The sequence below is a fragment of the Staphylococcus sp. HMSC034G07 genome, from assembly GCF_001835975.1.
Taxonomy (GTDB): domain Bacteria; phylum Bacillota; class Bacilli; order Staphylococcales; family Staphylococcaceae; genus Staphylococcus; species Staphylococcus ureilyticus.
Window position 1 is genome coordinate 179,880 of the sequence record NZ_KV826609.1, and the last position, 19,390, is coordinate 199,269.

Sequence of the window (19,390 nt, forward strand, 5' to 3'; positions counted from 1 at the left end):
TAAAGGAGGGTAATGATATGGCATTTGAAGGATTATCCGATCGTCTTCAAGGGACGATGCAAAAGATCCGTGGCAAAGGAAAAGTTACTGAAGCAGATATTAAATTAATGATGCGAGAAGTTCGACTAGCATTACTTGAAGCAGACGTTAACTTTAAAGTCGTAAAGGATTTTGTCAAAACCGTATCAGAACGAGCTTTAGGTTCAGATGTAATGAAGTCATTAACACCTGGACAACAAGTCATTAAGATAGTACAAGAAGAACTTACGCAACTGATGGGTGGCGAAAATGCAACCATCAAGATGGCCAATAAACCGCCAACAGTTGTGATGATGGTTGGTTTACAAGGTGCAGGTAAAACTACAACTGCAGGTAAATTAGCATTACTCATGCGTAAAAAATACAACAAAAAACCATTATTAGTAGCAGCCGATATTTATAGACCAGCTGCGATTGATCAATTACAAACTGTTGGTAAGCAAATTGACATTCCTGTTTACAGTGAAGGGGACCAAGTAAAACCTCAACAAATTGTAGAAAATGCAATTAAACACGCAAAGGAAGAACATTTAGATTTTGTTATTATTGATACGGCAGGTCGTTTGCACGTTGATGAAGCATTAATGGAAGAATTAAGTGATGTAAAAGAAATTACTAAACCAGATGAGATTATGCTTGTTGTTGATGCGATGACTGGTCAAGACGCAGTAAATGTAGCGCAATCGTTTGATGAACAGCTAGAAGTTTCAGGTGTAACCTTGACTAAACTAGATGGTGATACACGTGGTGGTGCTGCTTTATCAATTAGATCAGTGACACAAAAGCCAATTAAATTTGTTGGTATGAGTGAAAAATTAGATGGTTTAGAACCATTTCATCCAGAACGTATGGCTTCTCGAATATTAGGTATGGGTGATGTGTTAAGTTTAATAGAAAAAGCACAACAAGATGTAGATGAAGATAAAGCAAAAGATTTAGAAAAGAAAATGCGTACGTCATCATTTACTTTGGAAGATTTCTTAGAACAATTAGATCAAGTTAAAAACCTTGGTCCATTAGATGACATTATGAAAATGATTCCTGGCATGAACAAAATGAAAGGGATGAATAATCTTAATATGGATGATAAACAAATTGACCATATTAAAGCTATTATTCAATCTATGACACCTAATGAACGAAATAATCCAGAAACATTAAATGTATCACGTAAAAAACGTATAGCTAAGGGTTCAGGACGTACTGTTCAAGAAGTTAACAGATTGATGAAACAATTTAATGAAATGAAGAAAATGATGAAGCAATTTTCTGGTGGCGGCAAAGGTAAAAAAGGTAAACGTAAGCAAATGGAGAATATGTTAAATGGTATGAATTTACCATTTTAACAATTTTGTCTATAAAATAGTTGTAAAAGTAGTGAGTAGAACATAAGGCATATTACAAAGTAAAGGACCAATCCGTATGAAAATGGATTGGTCCTTTTTATATGAATCATAAGTGATTTTGCTCGTGCATGCTTGCCTGGGGATATGGCTCGAGCCAGTAGTCTCTCGCTCATATCATAACCCTAGGCGTCAGCGCGTTACAAAATCATGGAAAATATTAAATGATGAAATTTTATGTTTAGGTGGGAAGTTATTTAATTTGATTTAGGTAAATTCATATTTTCCCTAAATGTCTTACCCTCATATTTTATTCTAAAAAGATTTCTTTTTTGTAATTCAGGAATGATGTAATCTACAAAATCTTCTAAGCTATTTGGTAAAGTTGGTGGCATTAAATTAAATCCATCAGCTACCCCTGCATTGAACCAACGTTCCATTTCGTCAACAATCTGTTCAGGCGTTCCGATGAGTGTCAAGTGTCCACCACCTGCACTGAGATAGCCTAACAATTGTCGTAAAGTTGGGTTTTTATCTTTTATAATTTCCAATACAGTTTGGTAACGACCTTTAGGGCCATTAAAAGATTCCAATGGTGGTAAAGGTGGGACCGGTTCATCCAAATCCCAATTATGACAATCTTGATGAATGAAAAATTCTAATTGATTTAATGCTGTTTCAGTTGCTAAATGTGTGTCTAGTTTTTGCTTTTTAGCATAAGCTTCTTCGTATGTTGGTGCGACATATGTGACTAGTCCTGGAAAGACTTTTAAACTGTTCTTTGATTTACCTGCTAATTCCAGTTGATGATTTAATCTTTTTCTAAATGTAGTAGCTTGTTGTATATTCCAAGCTACTGCATAAACGGCATCTGCGTATTTCGTAGCTAGTGCAATACCAGGGTCGGATGCACCAGCTTGCATAGCAACAGGTTTTCCTTGTAGGCTACTTGGTGTTGTTAAAGGTCCTTGTACTTTAAAGTGTTCTCCAGTATGACTAATGGCATGGATATGATTTGCATTGATTAGAATATCTTGTGTCTTGTCATGTACAAAATCTTCTAAGCTCCAAGATGTTAATAGTTGATTCATAACACATGCAAATTCATCTGCTTTTTTGTAGCGTTCGTGATGTGCGGGTAAACTAGACATGCTATGATTTGCAGCTTCTAAATCCGTCATAGATGTTACTAAATTCCAACCTGCACGTCCTTGGCTCATATGATCAAGACTCAATAATTGTCTTGCAGCAGTAAAAGGATTCGAAAATGTACTTGAGATAGTCGCAACAAGACCTATATGATGAGTTACTTGCGCAATTGCTGCTAAATTCATTAAAGGGTCAAACCAAAAAGCAGGCATGTCATTATCCGTTTTTGCAGGAAAAGATTGATTATCAGCAAAAAATATAGCATCTAGCAAGCCTCGTTCTGATAGTCGAGCTAACGATTGATAATAATTGATATCACCGATTCGTTCAATACTAGAATCTTGCATACGCCATGCAGCTTGGTGATGGCCACAACCGTAAATTAATACACCTATATTGAGATGTTGATCGTGCGTCATAATTGATGCCCTCCATATTTTAGTTCATTGTTAAACCGCCATCTACGGTAATATTTTGACCAGTGATACCATTAGCTTGATCGCTAACTAGAAATGCCACCATATTTGCTACATCTTGTGGTGTTGTTACTTTATGTAATGGTGTAGTCTGTTCAATTAAATCAAATACTTCATCTGAAGTGGCAGCACTGGCGTCTGTAGTTTTTAATAAACCACCAGAAACGACATTAGCTTTGATGCCATATTGACCAAGTTCAGCAGCAATATTTCTTGTAAAACCGATTAAACTTGATTTAGCGGTAGTATATTCATGATAGGGAACGACAGGATTTTGGTATAAATTCGTTCCGATAGATATAATAGTACCTGATTTATGCTCAATAAATTGGTCGATAACACTTTGGGTTACATTAAAAGCGCCTTTTAGAGTGCCGTCAATTTGTTGTTGGTAATCTGACCAATTTAAGTCTTTAAATGATTTTTGGCGAGAAGGATCAAATTTAAACCCTATAAGCGCATTATTCACAACAGCATCTATTTTTCCAAAATGATTGGTGGCTTCTGCAATTAATTGATCTACTTGTGCTCTGTCTGTGACATCAGCACGAATCGCAATTGCATGTTCGTGACCAATTTCGTCTACAACCTTTTCTGCTAATGTCTTATTCTGAAAATAATTGATAATTACATGATGCCCTTGGCTACCTAAAGTTTTTGCAATGGATGCTCCTAATCCTCTACTGCTACCAGTTATAAGTATTGTTTTACTCATCATTTCACTCCTAGAATCATTTATTAAATAAAAAAATACACAACCTCCATAAGAGAAGCTGTGTACTAAAAATCTACAATCTATAGTTAATATATTGATATAGCTTTGTTATTTTTGTAACACTTCCCTCCGCTAGTATGGACTAGATCAGGTTCAAAGGGTTTGAGTAAATCTCATCTCAGTTAAAAAACACCCCTAGTGCATTTAATATTTAATTTATTTTCAATTTATAGTGTTTAATAGTTAATGTCAAGTTTACGATGATATCGAAAATAATATTGGTACAATGAAGTGATTAAAAGTATAAAATGGTAAAGAAGAAACTCTTTACAAACTTCTAGATAACTGTTAATATTATTTCTTGTAGAAAATAAAAATTAGAACAATCAAAGGAGAGAATATAAATGGCAGTTAAATTACGTTTAACACGTTTAGGCTCAAAAAGAAATCCATTCTATCGTATCGTAGCAGCAGATGCTCGTGCGCCACGTGATGGTCGTAACATCGAACAAATCGGAACTTATAATCCAAATAATGTAAATGCTCCAGAAGTTAAAATTGACGAAGAGTTAGCATTAAAATGGTTGAAAAATGGTGCTAAACCAACAGATACTGTACACAACATCTTATCAAGAGAAGGTATCTTGAAAAAATTTGACGATCAAAAATAATCGTCATTATTAGCACATAAAAATTTTTAAAAAAGAGAGAGTCGTGGAAATCGTAGTCATTTAAAATGATTTCGACGACTCATCTCGGTATGGATGACTATGGTTGAATGTTAACCATTGTGCATGCCAATATAATCATAAAAGGCTGAGACAATTCGTTTGTCCCAGCCTTTTAAATTAGCATACCGGTAATCATTTATATAAATCAACATCAACAATTTAGTAGGCTTATACGAGTGAATACATTGATCAAGAATGACTTAAGATGATTTATACAATATTTTAGCTCATAACATATAGAGAAGGTTTAAAATAATACTAACAATTCATGTTATAATTATTTTAGTCGAAAAATAAAAAATAACGAATTTCAATGATACATATACATTATCGGAGGAGCTTATATGAAAGTAGAAATAGGCAAAATTATCAATACACATGGTATAAAAGGCGAAATTAAAGTCAAATCTCACTCAGATTTTACAGATGTACGCTTTCAACCAGGTGAAACTGTGATGATAGAACGTCAAAACGAACCAACAATAGAATTGAAAATTGCGACATATCGTATGCATAAAGGCTTGCACATGTTGACCTTTGAAGGTATCAACAATATTAATGATATTGAGCATTTAAAAGGTGAAATCCTATTACAAGAACGAGATCATGAAGAAATTGAATTAGGGGAGCACGAATACTATTACTCAGATATTATTGGTTGTACCGTATTCGATGATAATGAAACTCCTGTTGGAAGAGTGATAGAAATTTTTGAAACGGGTGCCAATGATGTATGGGTTGTCAAAGGGGATAAAGAATATCTTATACCATATATAGAAGATGTTGTTAAACATATAGATATTGAAGGTAGACGTATTGATATTACGCCTATGGAAGGACTGTTGGATTAATGAAAATAGATTATTTAACTTTGTTTCCTCAAATGTTTGACGGCGTATTAAATCAATCGATTTTAAAAAGAGCGCAAGATAAGGAAATGCTACAAATTAATACTGTTGATTTTAGAGATTTTGCTGAAAATAAGCATAATCAAGTAGATGATTATCCTTTCGGTGGAGGGCAAGGTATGGTGCTTAAACCAGAACCTATATTTAATGCGATGAAGAATATTGAAAAAACAGAAAATACACGCGTGATTTTAATGTGCCCACAAGGTAGACCATTTAATCAGGAAATTGCACAGGAACTCAGTCATTCAGAGCATTTAGTTTTTATTTGTGGGCATTATGAAGGATATGATGAACGCATTCGCCAGCATTTAGTTACGGATGAGATTTCTATGGGAGATTATGTTTTAACAGGTGGAGAATTACCTGCGATGGTAATGACCGATGCAATTGTAAGATTAATTCCAGGTGTTTTAGGTAATCAACAATCACATGAAGATGATTCTTTTCAGGATGGATTATTAGAATTTCCACAATATACTAGACCACGTTCATATCAAGATATGAACGTACCAGAGGTATTATTGTCAGGAAATCATGCACATATTGATCAATGGCGTCATGAGCAAAAACTGATACGTACATGGGAAAAGCGTCCAGATTTATTAGAAAATTATCCACTTACGGATAAAGACAAAGATATTTTAGAAAGATACAAAAAGCAATTGAAAAATGAATAACAGTGTGCTAACATAATTTAAGTGTGCGACACACGAAAATCACTATGATCCGCTGCTATATATTTGTCTAGGCAAGAACATAGGTTGAAGGAGAGAAAAAATAATGAGTAATCACAAATTAATCGAAGCAGTAACACAATCACAATTACGCACAGACTTACCTTCATTCCGTCCAGGTGACACTTTAAGAGTTCACGTACGTATTATTGAAGGTACTCGCGAACGTATCCAAGTATTCGAAGGTGTTGTAATCAAACGTCGTGGTGGAGGTATTTCAGAAACTTTCACAGTACGTAAGATTTCTTCAGGTGTAGGTGTGGAACGTACATTCCCATTACACACTCCAAAAATCGAAAAAATTGAAGTTAAACGTCGCGGTAAAGTACGTCGTGCTAAATTATATTACTTACGTGAATTACGTGGTAAAGCTGCTAGAATTAAAGAAATTCGTTAATCAGCATAAAAGTCATAAAAAAGAAGCGGTTCCTAATCGGAACTGCTTCTTTTTTATATTTTGTAATCAATTTGAAGATGATATTATTTTTTAATATAAATCCATTTTGTATAAACGAAACTTAAAATGATTCCAATAATACTTATTATTACTAATAACCATGTATGGGGCGGTGTATATTTAAGTGTAATTGTCTTTTGTCCTTGCTCTACAGGAATTACTGTCATGATACCATTACCTTTTTTAACTGGTAATGTTTTGCCTTTGTCTGTATAAGCTTTCATTCCATCTCTATAAGGCATTGGCAATACGAGGTAGCCTTCATCATTTTTATTTTTTTTAATTGTATAATGACGTGGATTTTGTGAAACTTTCACAGAATGTAGTTGTTTATGTGCTTTCTTTAATACATCGTAGTTTTCTCCATAAATTCCTTTAACATTAAAGCGATAATTACCTTTAGATAATTTTATATTCAAGTCTTGCACAGATTTTACTCGCATCGTTACTGGAGTGACAAAACGTCTATATTTATAAGATAGGTTATTACGATGTTGATTATATTCATTCACACCAACATTGTGAGCCTTGTCTGGCCCTAACAATTCAACATCCATCTCTACATAGAGATCTTCATACTGATTTGCAATAGATGCTGGTAACTGATAATGGACACCTCCACCATCCTTAGAAACGGTTAATTTATTTTTTTGTGTAAGCTTTGCATTAATTAAATTGGTAGAAGTTTCTGATAGTAAGTTTTTATTTGGTGTGAACTGTTGATTTGTAAAATATTCATCTGCTTGATCAAAAACTACCCCCTGTAACATAGCTTGTTCTTTATCCATAGGCGATTTGAGATCTTTTTTATCGAATACTTTATTTGTAATGTGCGCACTTGGATAATTGGCTTTATTTGTTGAATGTATAAAGGATTCCTCATCAGAATGTTTGATTGTACTTTGCTTAGAAAAGCCATAGGGGATATTCTTGTCTTCTGGGCGACGTATACGATCATTGACATCCCAAAGTGCCATCAAATTTGCTCTATTTGAAAGTAGACGATAAGTGCTGTTTTTATCCGTATGCATATTGATTTGTAATGTTTTATCATAATACTTTAAAATGTCGCCATCGAAAATGCTTGAATATAATGCAATACCGTTAAAATGATATATCATTGGTGAATTCAAGCCGTATTGTGACATGTAATCAATTCTACTGAATGGATCGTCTTGATGCTGTTTAATTTTATCTATTTTATTCGCTAATGCAGGACTTTTATATTTTGAATCATGCATTGATGAAACAGTTGATTCGTATTTTTGAACATTATTGAAATGGTCGTTATCTAAAATAATCGCTTGTTGAATAATGAATAATATGATTAGCACAATAGACGGCCATTTTAATTTAAATAGTGATTTTTTATAAAGCAATATGCCGATAAAAATCATAATTACGAGACAGATGCCCATCCATGTCATTTTCTGGTCTTTAACGATCATTTGCATGATTCCCATAATCATTAATACTGGAAGGGAAGCGAATATATACGACTTCAAAGATAATTCAGATAAATAATGAATGAACAATGCTATTAATCCAGCAGTAGTAAGTGCAAATATATAAACCCAACGGCGTTCAGGCGTTGAGAACCCATTAAACATACTATCGAAAAGAGGGGTTAGTGACCCTATAAGCATGATCCAAGTTGCAATCGCAAAAAGTTTATAATAATAATGTCGATATAGTTTAAAAGATAGTAAGGCAATGAGTGCGATGATAGTCACAGTGATATAAAATCCGTTTGTAAAAAAATGTTTTTGTCGTGCGAAATCTGTAATGACACCAAAATTAAAATTAGGATTACTTACTCTATCATTGTTTAAAAAAGAAGAAACGCCAGTATAAAAGCCCCAAATAGCAATTAAAGAACTTAATATAACAGCTGTAGGAATCATCCAAAGTTGTTGTTTCCTAGTAACAATATCTTTTGCATGAGGAAATACACATCTATAGATAAAGTAAGTCAAAATTACAATGGCTTCGTAATAACTAAAATAAAAATTAGAAAATAATGTTAAAGCAATAGAAAAAATAAATAATCCTATTTTTCTTTCTTTGTAAAACCGTTCAATACCGAGCAAAGATAGGGGAAGAAAAATTAATAAATCTCCATAATATGACCAAGTAAAATTAAAATAAATAACGGTTGTTGAAGCTGCATATAACATTGAAGCCAAAAATACTATGTGTTTTTTGAGCTTGATATAATTAAAGAAATAGAACGCAACGGTAAATGTAGCGATGCATTTGAAAAAAGCTACTATTAATTGATTGCTTGCCCAATACGTGATGTCGCTAGGGTTGCTATTAAATATTACTTCAGATAACCACACGAATAAAAAATTAATTAGTACAAAAGGTGAGGTTGCATAGTAATAGGATAAATCTTTAACATAATCTCCACCTAAACCAAAAGAATGGTCATAAAAACTTTTGAATTGGCTAAGGTGTTCGTAAAGATACATTTGGAAAGGCATCATTTGCCTAAAACCATCACCATGACCACTAAATACAGTACCGTCAGTTAAATAGCGATAAATATACGGTGTGAACGTTAATAAAGCTACGCCGACGCCCATTAAAAGAATTGTTAAAAATCTTGTTAGTTTGTGGGACCAAATTCTATGAAACACGGTCATACCTCATCTCAGATAAACTCCTTTATTTAAGTTTAGATTTTTTCTTTAGACACCAAAAAATACTTATTAAGATACTTATAACTGAAATTATAATCATCGTAAACCAATATTTAGGGCGGTATTTAATGGTAATTTCACTATCTTGTTTAGTGACTGGTACGCCAGTCATCATATAATTTACTTTTTTAGGTTTTACTTTTTTATGATCTACATAAGCCACCATACCGTCACGATATGGAATGTTAATCGTTGCGATTCCCTTTGTATGTGGTGCTAACTTCACTTTTACTCCATTTTTAATATCATTATAATAATGATTTTGTTTCTTATTATAGGCTTTTTTGAGTTTGCTATAATTTTCACCATGAAGACTTTGAATATCAAAATAATAACTACCTCTAGGGTTAATAGCTATGTTAATATTACCATCTTTGTCTGGTTGTGTCCTATATAGTTGGTTTTCAACACCAGTTTTATAGGTCGAATTGTTATACAACCGGTGGTTAGCATAATTATTTATATTAATTGTATAATTACTGTCGGGTTGACCACGTCGAACTTTTAAATTTAAATAAAAGTCTGAATAACGTTTTCTTATGTGATTTGGGACGTGAATTTTAATCTGACCTTGGTTTTTGGTCAGATAGATTTGTTGATTATTTTTCACTTTTATATTTTGGTAAGATATTTTAGTCGCATCGATAAGGTTTTGTGCGTTATCCGTGTAAGGTTTACCTGAATTTTTTATAACAACACCATCCAACATCGCATGTTCTCGATCGATAGGCGTTTTTAAAGTGTCGGAATTATATATTTGATTAGTCACTTTTACAGTAGGCAAGTTTAAAGTATTCTCATAAATGTGGTATTGTCCCTCACTTTTTACATTTTTAAAATAACTAGGCACATTGTTTTCGTAATCTTTTAACATTAAATATTTCATTGAAAATAAACTGCTAATATTTTGTCGTCCATTAGTACTTTGGTATCTACTCACTGATTCAGATTGAAGGTTAATTTTCAAATCATCATAGTAATAGTCTAAAATGTTATGATGAAAAATACTTGAATATAAACTTGAACCTTTAAAGAATTGATACATCGGTGTGTTATCTTGTTCATTAACACGCCAATCGATACGTTCGTCTTCCGTTTTTGAATGATTCATTTCAGAGACTAATTGTCTTTGTAACGGTGTGTTAAATAGACTTGCATTGACATAATAGCGATTTGCTCGTTCAACATGGTCTTCAAAATAAATTTGATTGCGTATAAAAACGGCTACTACAAGTGTCGCTAATATCAATATGGCAGTATAATAAAAATAAATGAAACGTTTACGATAAGCTGAAGTTTTAAGACATAGTACTAGCAAGCCTATCAAACAAACAATAGGTGTAAACCAGAGCCATGCAACAAAATCATCATAAATCCATGCACTCACATAAATAAAACTTAAACTGATGATTGAAGAAAAAATATAGTTTTTAATTGTTAACGTGCTAAAGTATTTTACATATAACCCAATGAGTAATGCAGCGTTAAAAGCAATTAGGTAATGCCATCTTTTTTGGGGAGCAGAAAAACCATTAAAGAGCTGGTCGACAAATGGCAAATAATTAGCACCTATAGTAAGTATCATAAAAATTGCAAATAACTTAAAATAAAAATGCTTGTATAGTTTAAATGATAACAGTGCTTGTATTACTATAAATAAAATGACTATTAAGTAATTGTCATAAAATACATTCGTGTTTTGGTTGAAAGGTTCTAAAAAATCTACGTCTCCATTAAAAGGTATACGTCTGTTATTGGTATAAGCACGTAAACCGTGATAAAAAAAGAAAAGACTGCAACCAAATGCTAAAATTGCAGCAATGAAGATGGTATATATTGCTTTAAACCTAGGTACGATATCATGTCTATGTTTAAATATTAGTCTAACTGTAAAATAGATTAGACCTACGATGAGTTGATAATACGCAAAATAAAAGTTATTTATTAAGGAAACTGTGACTACGATGATAAACATGGCTTTTTTTTCTTTTTGTAAAAATAATTCAATAGACCATAAGAGTAGCGGTAATAATATAAAAATATCACTGAAAAATGGCCAATATACAGTAAATCTAAAATAGAGTGGTGATATGACAAAAAGATATGACGTTAGTACTGCGATGCTTTTATTTTGAGTAATATAGCGTACAAAACCAAAAGTTGCTAACATCGCTAATGTTGATTTAAAAATGGACAATACAATAGCATTTGTCATCCAAAACATAATGTCTTGCGTGTCCCAATCAATCGCTAACTTTATGAGAAAGATGAAAATTACATTAAGTATAAACAAAATATTGGTTGAAAAATAGTAACTTAGGTCAGTGAAAAAATCTCCACCTAATCCGAAATCAGTGGCGTAAAACCATTGACCTTGACTCCATTTATCATACAAATACATTTGCATCGGTATCATTTGTTCCATGCCATCATTGGGCCCCGTAAATAAAACACCCTCATTTATAAATCTATAGATAACATAGCCATGTCCAATGATTGCTAATATAAAGCATAATAATATGTAAAAAAGCATCCTTTTCATGAGTAGTCTCCTGTAATCGAATTATTATTAATTCTATTGTAACGATTTTTTAGATTTATTGATAAAAATTACCATTATTTAATTTAAGAAAATTAATTTAAATATTATACTTATTTTGAAATTTAATATTGATAAGATACTCAGTTGGTTAGTTTCACTACAGTTCTAGACAATTTGGTAATTATTATAGGAAAATAGTGTGAATGAATTTTTTTAATAAAGTAAATACAAATTTTTATTTATAACTATTCACCCCTCATGTTATGATTTTAAGGTCAATGAATGGTATGAATAAAATATATAATTTTGAAACATAAACGTATGAGAAAGGTGATGTACATGGTAATTCAATGGTATCCAGGGCATATGGCGAAAGCAAAACGCGAAGTTGCAGAACAATTAAAGAAAGTAGATGTTGTTTTTGAACTAGTAGATGCTCGTATTCCTTATAGTTCAAGAAACCCAATGATTGATGATGTTATACAGCAAAAACCGAGAGTAGTTATTTTGAATAAAAAAGACATGGCGAATTTAAAAGAATTAGAAAAATGGGAGTCTTATTTTAAAGAAAAAGGCTATTATCCTGTGGGGATTGATGCTAAACATGGAAAAGGACTAAAATTAGTAGAACAAGAAGCTATTAAAGCAACACAAGAAAAATTTGATCGTGAAAAGAAAAAAGGATTAAAACCACGTGCGATTCGTGCGATGATCGTCGGCATTCCTAATGTTGGGAAATCTACACTTATTAATAAGTTAGCCCACAAATCTATTGCTAAAACTGGAAATACACCTGGTGTTACAAAGCAACAACAATGGATCAAAGTTGGCAATTCGCTCCAATTATTAGATACACCAGGTATACTTTGGCCCAAATTTGAAGACCAACTCGTAGGAAAAAAACTAAGTATTACAGGTGCGATTAAAGATAGTATCGTTCATTTAGATGAAGTTGCCATTTACGGTCTTGAATTTTTAAAAGCGCATGATTATGAAGGATTGAAAAATCATTATAAAATAGATGTACCGATAGAAGCAGAAACTATAGAATGGTTTGATGCTATTGGACGTCGTAGAGGATTGTTGCGTAGTGGTAATGAAGTTGACTATGAAGCGGTCATTGAATTAATCATACATGAAATTAGAAATGCGAAAATAGGAACATATACGTTTGATGTTATTAAAGAAATGGAAGTGTAACGTGAATTTATGAAGCAAACAATCAAAGATATTAAAGACCACTTAGCCACCTTACACTCAGTTAATGAAATCCAGCTTCAACCATTTTATAAAGATGACCGTAAAGGTGTCCAAAAAGCCATAGCAACACGAATCAAGCAACTAGATAAGGAACAACAATTATTAAATCAATATCAAGCTATGACTTTTTATGAAAATCAAATATTAGCAAATGATGGAAATGCGATGATTTGTGGTATCGATGAAGTAGGCAGAGGCCCACTCGCAGGACCAGTTGTTGCATGTGCGGTGATATTAAATCATAATCATCACTTTACAGGCCTCAATGATTCGAAGCAACTGACCGCCAAAAAAAGAAAAGTATTAGAGTGCCAATTATTAGATGAATTACATGCTTATGCATTCGGCTATGCCACTGTAGAAGAAATTGATGAAATCAACATTTATGAAGCGACAAAATTAGCTATGAAACGTGCGATCAATGGATTGCCTGTTCAGCCAACCCATTTACTCATTGATGCGATGACACTAGAAACAGATATCAATCAAACATCACTTGTGAAAGGTGATGCTAAAAGTGTATCAATTGCTGCAGCAAGTGTCCTAGCTAAAGAAAATAGGGACAGATATATGACGCAGCTTGCACAAAAGTTTCCGGAGTATGGGTTTGAAAAAAACGTTGGTTACGGAACTCAACAACATTTAGATGCAATTAAAAATCACGGCATTTTAAATGCCCACAGAAAAACATTTCAACCAATTAAATCGCTTTATAAATAATCTAAAAATTAAAAGAATTGAAATAAGTAGTTTAAATCAGTTTACAATAGCGCTTTCATTTCCTATAATTAAATATGAACTTAACCTAAGAAACAGGAGGATGGAGAATGAATATCCACGAGTATCAAGGTAAAGCAATATTTCGTTCAATGGGCGTTGCTGTCCCAGAAGGACGTGTAGCATTTACTGTTGAAGAAGCAGTTGAAAAGGCAAAAGAATTAGATTCAAATGTATATGTTGTAAAAGCGCAAATTCACGCCGGGGGTAGAGGTAATGCAGGCGGCGTTAAAATTGCAAAATCACTATCTGAAGTGGAAACATATGCGAAAGAATTATTAGGTAAAACATTAGTAACACATCAAACAGGGCCAGAAGGTAAAGAAATTAAGCGCCTTTACATAGAAGAAGGCTGCGACATTCAAAAAGAATATTATGTTGGATTTGTAATCGATCGTGCAACTGACAGAGTAACTTTGATGGCATCAGAAGAAGGCGGTACTGAAATCGAAAAGGTTGCTGCTGAGACACCTGAAAAAATCTTCAAAGAAACAATCGATCCAGTTGTTGGATTAGCGCCTTATCAAGCAAGAAGAATTGCTTTCAATATTAATATTCCTAAAGAATCAATTAATAAAGCAGCTAAATTTTTAGTATCACTTTATAATGTATTTATTGAAAAAGATTGTTCAATTGTTGAAATCAACCCACTTGTAACTACAGGTGATGGACAAGTACTTGCATTAGATGCAAAACTTAATTTTGATGATAATGCGTTATTTAAACATAAAGATATCCAAGAATTACGCGATTTAGAAGAAGAAGATCCAAAAGAAATCGAAGCTTCTAAATATGATTTATCATACATTGCATTAGATGGCGACATTGGTTGTATGGTAAATGGTGCTGGTCTAGCAATGGCGACAATGGATACAATTAATCACTTTGGTGGTAATCCAGCGAACTTCCTTGACGTAGGGGGCGGTGCAACGAAAGAAAAAGTTACTGAAGCGTTTAAAATCATATTAGGTGATGAAAACGTAAAAGGTATCTTTGTTAATATCTTTGGTGGTATTATGAAATGCGATATCATTGCTGAAGGTATTGTTGCTGCAGTTAAAGAAGTTGAACTAACTTTACCGTTAGTTGTACGTTTAGAAGGTACAAATGTTGAAAGAGGTAAAGAAATTCTGAATGAATCAGGATTAGCTATTGAACCAGCTGCAACAATGGCAGAAGGCGCACAAAAAATCGTAAAACTTGTAAAAGAAGCGTAAGGAAAGGATGGGAACGCTAAGATGAGCGTAATGATAGATAAAAATACAAAAGTAATTGTACAAGGTATCACAGGGTCTACTGCACTTTTCCATACAAAACAAATGCTTGAATATGGTACGCAAATTGTTGCAGGGGTAACTCCAGGTAAAGGTGGACAAGTAGTAGAAGGCGTACCAGTTTTCAATACTGTTGAAGAAGCTAAAGAAGAAACTGGTGCAACTGTTTCAGTAATCTATGTACCTGCTCCATTTGCAGCAGATGCTATTTTAGAATGTATTGAAGCTGAGTTAGATTTAGCTATATGTATCACGGAGCATATTCCAGTTATCGATATGGTTAAAGTAAAACGTTATTCAGAAGGCAAGAAAACACGTGTGATTGGACCAAACTGTCCAGGTGTTATTACTGCAGATGAATGTAAGATTGGTATCATGCCTGGTTATATACACAAAAAAGGCCATGTGGGCGTCGTTTCACGTTCAGGTACATTAACTTATGAAGCTGTACATCAGTTGACTGAAGAAGGCATTGGTCAAACTACTGCAGTAGGTATCGGAGGAGATCCAGTTAACGGTACTAACTTTATTGATGTATTAAAACAATTTAATGAAGATGATGAAACGAAAGCAGTTGTTATGATTGGTGAAATCGGTGGTACTGCTGAAGAAGAAGCTGCCGAATGGATTAAAGCTAACATGAATAAACCTGTTGTAGGTTTCGTTGGTGGACAAACAGCTCCTCCAGGAAAACGTATGGGTCATGCTGGCGCAATTGTTTCTGGCGGTAAAGGTACAGCAGAAGAGAAAATTAAAACACTAAACAGTTGTGGTGTGAAAACTGCTGATACACCATCAGAAATTGGCACAACATTAATTGATGCTGCAAAAGAAGCTGGTATCTATGAACAGTTACTTACTATTAAATAAAGCAATTTAATAATAGAATAGCTTAAAAATGAGCACAAACTCCTAAAATATGTTGGAGTTTGTGCTATTTTCAGTGTTTGAATTTTGTATGGTGTTGAAGTAGTGTGGGGGTACGTATTTAAATTTCTTCTTAAAACTAGATTACAAATACAGTCTAAATGAATTTAATTTGTAAACAAACTTTATATCGTTTTACTTTATAATTATTTTATAAAGGAGTACGATATATGAACATAGATTATTTATTTTTAAAATTGCGTTTCTCAGGATTGTCCACACATCAAATACATCGATTGCTGAAATATAAGAATGATTTTATGTTTTACAATAAACACGAGCAGCAAGCAATATTACAACTATATTTATCAACAATTAAATCTAAAAAGAAAGATCAAATATATCAAGATTTTGTAAACAATCCCATTGATGCCATTCTTATTCAATTACATAAATGGAACATTAATTTTATTGGTATTAACCATCCATCATATCCGAAATTGCTTCGCGAAATACATGATCCTCCACTTATACTTTTTTATAAAGGAGATATCACGTTAACAACGCGTGATCAAACCCTTGCAATCGTTGGATCTAGACATGCTACTCGATATACAGGGGATGCATTGAAATTCCTTTTCCCTTCATTTAAAAAGAAAGATCTAACCATAGTCTCTGGATTAGCAGAAGGTGCAGACCAAGCAGCACATCAACATGCATTAGACAATCAAATGTCAGCGATTGCGGTGTTAGGATTTGGCCATCTTAATCATTATCCCAAATCAACGCAAAATATTAGAAATCAACTTGAGCGCACTGGCTTAGTCATAAGTGAATATTTACCATATCAAAAGCCGCTTAAACATCATTTTCCAGAAAGAAATAGATTAATTAGTGGTTTATCAAAAGGGGTTTTGATTACAGAATCTACAATTAAAAGTGGTACTTCTATTACGACTAATTGTGCATTAGAACAAAATAGAGAAGTATATGTTTTGCCAGGTTCGATGTTCAATGATATGACAATGGGGAACTTAATAAGTGCGCAAGAAGGGGCGAAAATTGTTATATCTGCGAAAGACATCATAGATGATTTTAACTAAAATTTAGATCAATGTATTTATTTGAACAATTGTTTTATAGTTGAAAAAGATGTGTATAAACAGTGTCTTTTCCTTTATTTAATTCTAAATACGCCTTTGATTAAATAAATTTAAAATTAAAAACATTGACAAAAACAAAATAGACCGTTTATCATTTATCTTTGTAATTAGAAATGCAAGGGGGTAACTACTTTGGCAGAAAATTTAGTCATAGTTGAATCGCCTGCAAAAGCTAAAACCATTGAAAAATATTTAGGTAAAAAATATAAAGTTATCGCATCTATGGGGCATGTAAGAGATTTGCCAAGAAGCCAAATGGGCGTAGATGTAGAAAATGACTATGAACCCAAATATATTACTATACGCGGTAAGGGCCCTGTTGTTAAGGAATTAAAAAAACATGCTAAGAAAGCAAAAAATATATTCTTAGCAAGTGACCCCGACCGTGAAGGTGAGGCAATTGCTTGGCATTTAGCGAATATATTGAATTTAGAAGACGCTACTGAAAATAGAGTAGTATTTAATGAAATAACCAAAGATGCAGTGAAACAAAGTTTTAAACATCCTAGAGGCATAGAAATGGAACTTGTGGATGCACAACAAGCTAGAAGAATTTTAGACCGTTTAGTTGGTTATAATATTTCTCCTGTTTTATGGAAGAAAGTTAAAAAAGGACTTTCTGCTGGTCGCGTACAATCTGTCGCATTAAGATTAGTCATTGATCGTGAAAATGAAATTAGAAATTTTAAACCAGAAGAATATTGGAAAATAGAAGGAGAATTTAGATATAAAAAATCTAAATTTAGTGCTAAATTCTTACATTATAAAAACAAGCCATACAAATTAACTAATAAAAATGATGTTGAGACGATAACGTCACAGCTTGATGGGGATCAATTTGAAGTTACAAAGGTAACAAAAAAAGAAAAGACGCGTTATCCTGCTAATCCATTTACGACTTCAACACTTCAACAAGAAGCTGCAAGAAAATTGAATTTCAAAGCGCGTAAAACAATGATGCTTGCCCAACAATTATATGAAGGTATTGACTTGAAAAGACAAGGTACAGTTGGTTTAATCACTTATATGCGTACAGATTCTACTAGAATTTCTGAACAAGCTAAAAGTGAAGCCAAGGATTATATTAAAGACACTTATGGTAATGAATATACTTCGAATCGTAAATCTAAAGGTCAAGGAGATCAAGATGCACACGAAGCTATAAGACCATCAAGTACTTTACGTACACCTAGCGAAATGAAAAATTATTTAACTAGAGATCAACATAGACTGTATAAATTAATTTGGGAGCGTTTTGTAGCAAGTCAAATGGCACCTGCTATTTTAGATACAGTAGCATTAGATTTAACACAAAATGATTTGAAATTCAGAGCAAATGGGCAAACAATTAAATTCAAAGGTTTTATGACTTTATACGTTGAAACAAAAGATGATGGAGATGAAGGTAAAGAAAATAAATTACCTAATATCAATGAAGGTGAAATGGTTACAGCAACCAATATTGAACCTTCACAACATTTCACTCAACCTCCACCACGTTATACAGAAGCAAGATTGGTAAAAACTTTAGAAGAAATGAAAATTGGTCGTCCTTCAACTTATGCACCGACAATTGATACTATACAAAAAAGGAACTATGTTAAAAATGAAAGTAAACGGTTTGTTCCTACCGAATTAGGCGAAATTGTTCATGAACAAGTAAAAGAATATTTCCCAGAAATTATAGATGTAGATTTTACAGTTAATATGGAGACATTACTCGATAAAGTTGCAGAAGGTGAAATTGCTTGGAAAAAAGTTATTTCAGATTTCTATAATAGTTTTAAGCAAGATGTTGAACGTGCAGAGGAAGAAATGGAAAAAATAGAAATTAAAGATGAACCTGCAGGAGAAGATTGTGAAGTTTGCGGTGCACCAATGGTTATAAAAATGGGTCGATATGGTAAATTTATGGCATGTTCAAACTTCCCTGATTGTAGAAACACTAAAGCAATCGTCAAAACAATTGGTGTGACTTGCCCTAAATGTAAAGAGGGCGATGTCGTTGAACGTAAGTCTAAGAAAAATCGTATCTTCTATGGTTGTTCTAAATATCCCGAATGTGATTTTGTAACTTGGGATAAACCTATTGGACGTGATTGTCCAAAATGTGAACATTATTTAGTTGAGAAAAAACAAGGACGTAAAAGTCAGGTTGTTTGCTCAAATTGTGATTACAAAGAAGAAGAACAAAAATAACAAATATATAAATTGATTATTAGAAAAGGAAACTGTATTTTTTAATAA

Annotated in this window: 15 protein-coding genes and 1 riboswitch; of the genes, 11 read left to right on the forward strand and 4 right to left on the reverse strand. The window is 32.9% G+C overall.

Translation table 11 applies throughout. The features are described from left to right. Positions 1–17: 17 nt before the first annotated feature. Positions 18–1,385 carry a signal recognition particle protein gene (gene ffh / locus HMPREF2586_RS08925; protein WP_046208656.1) on the forward strand — a complete coding sequence of 456 codons (1,368 nt, stop codon included), beginning with the start codon at positions 18–20 and terminating at the stop codon, positions 1,383–1,385. Positions 1,386–1,639: 254 nt separating this feature from the next. Here the strand turns inward: ffh and HMPREF2586_RS08930 are convergent, their stop codons facing one another. After that, complete coding sequence (locus tag HMPREF2586_RS08930) at positions 1,640–2,950, reverse strand: LLM class flavin-dependent oxidoreductase (RefSeq protein WP_070658415.1); 1,311 nt, start codon at positions 2,948–2,950, stop codon at positions 1,640–1,642. Positions 2,951–2,969: 19 nt separating this feature from the next. Continuing rightward, positions 2,970–3,722 carry a 3-oxoacyl-ACP reductase gene (locus tag HMPREF2586_RS08935; RefSeq protein WP_070658417.1) on the reverse strand — a complete coding sequence of 251 codons (753 nt, stop codon included), beginning with the start codon at positions 3,720–3,722 and terminating at the stop codon, positions 2,970–2,972. A gap of 107 nt (positions 3,723–3,829) precedes the next feature. Next, a riboswitch (TPP riboswitch) is annotated at positions 3,830–3,929 on the reverse strand. 197 nt (positions 3,930–4,126) lie between these two features. On the opposite strand from HMPREF2586_RS08935, the gene rpsP reads away from it, so the two are divergent. The 4 genes from rpsP to rplS all read left to right on the forward strand — a co-directional run bounded on the left by rpsP (position 4,127) and on the right by rplS (position 6,495). Further along, positions 4,127–4,393 (forward strand): 30S ribosomal protein S16, encoded by a 267-nt coding sequence (rpsP, locus tag HMPREF2586_RS08940; protein ID WP_019468468.1) that lies wholly within the window; start codon positions 4,127–4,129, stop codon positions 4,391–4,393. 404 nt (positions 4,394–4,797) lie between these two features. Beyond that, positions 4,798–5,304, forward strand: a complete 507-nt coding sequence (gene rimM / locus HMPREF2586_RS08945) for a ribosome maturation factor RimM (RefSeq protein WP_070658419.1) — start codon at positions 4,798–4,800, stop codon at positions 5,302–5,304. Further along, positions 5,304–6,041 carry a tRNA (guanosine(37)-N1)-methyltransferase TrmD gene (gene trmD / locus HMPREF2586_RS08950; protein ID WP_064209039.1) on the forward strand — a complete coding sequence of 246 codons (738 nt, stop codon included), beginning with the start codon at positions 5,304–5,306 and terminating at the stop codon, positions 6,039–6,041. The genes rimM and trmD overlap by 1 nt, the downstream gene beginning before the upstream one ends. Before the next feature lie 103 nt (positions 6,042–6,144). Then, positions 6,145–6,495 (forward strand): 50S ribosomal protein L19, encoded by a 351-nt coding sequence (gene rplS, locus HMPREF2586_RS08955; RefSeq protein WP_019468465.1) that lies wholly within the window; start codon positions 6,145–6,147, stop codon positions 6,493–6,495. An 83-nt stretch (positions 6,496–6,578) separates the two neighbouring features. Here the strand turns inward: rplS and HMPREF2586_RS08960 are convergent, their stop codons facing one another. Beyond that, positions 6,579–9,197, reverse strand: coding sequence for a YfhO family protein (locus tag HMPREF2586_RS08960; RefSeq protein WP_083310407.1), 2,619 nt, complete (start codon positions 9,195–9,197; stop codon positions 6,579–6,581). Between the two features lie 28 nt (positions 9,198–9,225). Beyond that, on the reverse strand, positions 9,226–11,802 hold the full coding sequence (locus HMPREF2586_RS08965; RefSeq protein WP_070658422.1) for a YfhO family protein: 2,577 nt from the start codon (positions 11,800–11,802) through the stop codon (positions 9,226–9,228). A 339-nt stretch (positions 11,803–12,141) separates the two neighbouring features. Here HMPREF2586_RS08965 and ylqF point away from each other — a divergent pair, with 339 nt between their 5' ends. The 6 genes from ylqF (at position 12,142) to topA (ending at position 19,342) form a co-directional block, all read left to right on the forward strand. Then, complete coding sequence (ylqF, locus tag HMPREF2586_RS08970) at positions 12,142–13,002, forward strand: ribosome biogenesis GTPase YlqF (protein ID WP_070658424.1); 861 nt, start codon at positions 12,142–12,144, stop codon at positions 13,000–13,002. A 9-nt stretch (positions 13,003–13,011) separates the two neighbouring features. Beyond that, complete coding sequence (locus HMPREF2586_RS08975) at positions 13,012–13,782, forward strand: ribonuclease HII (protein ID WP_070658426.1); 771 nt, start codon at positions 13,012–13,014, stop codon at positions 13,780–13,782. Positions 13,783–13,889: 107 nt separating this feature from the next. Further along, the gene (sucC, locus tag HMPREF2586_RS08980; protein WP_046208647.1) at positions 13,890–15,056 is read left to right on the forward strand and encodes an ADP-forming succinate--CoA ligase subunit beta; all 1,167 of its coding nucleotides are present in this window, start codon (positions 13,890–13,892) and stop codon (positions 15,054–15,056) included. Between the two features lie 21 nt (positions 15,057–15,077). Beyond that, on the forward strand, positions 15,078–15,983 hold the full coding sequence (gene sucD / locus HMPREF2586_RS08985; RefSeq protein WP_046208646.1) for a succinate--CoA ligase subunit alpha: 906 nt from the start codon (positions 15,078–15,080) through the stop codon (positions 15,981–15,983). A 227-nt stretch (positions 15,984–16,210) separates the two neighbouring features. Next, complete coding sequence (dprA, locus tag HMPREF2586_RS08990; RefSeq protein WP_046208645.1) at positions 16,211–17,083, forward strand: DNA-processing protein DprA; 873 nt, start codon at positions 16,211–16,213, stop codon at positions 17,081–17,083. A 192-nt stretch (positions 17,084–17,275) separates the two neighbouring features. Further along, entirely contained in the window at positions 17,276–19,342 is a 2,067-nt protein-coding gene (gene topA, locus HMPREF2586_RS08995) for a type I DNA topoisomerase (RefSeq protein ID WP_046208644.1), read from the forward strand. Positions 19,343–19,390 lie beyond the last annotated feature (48 nt).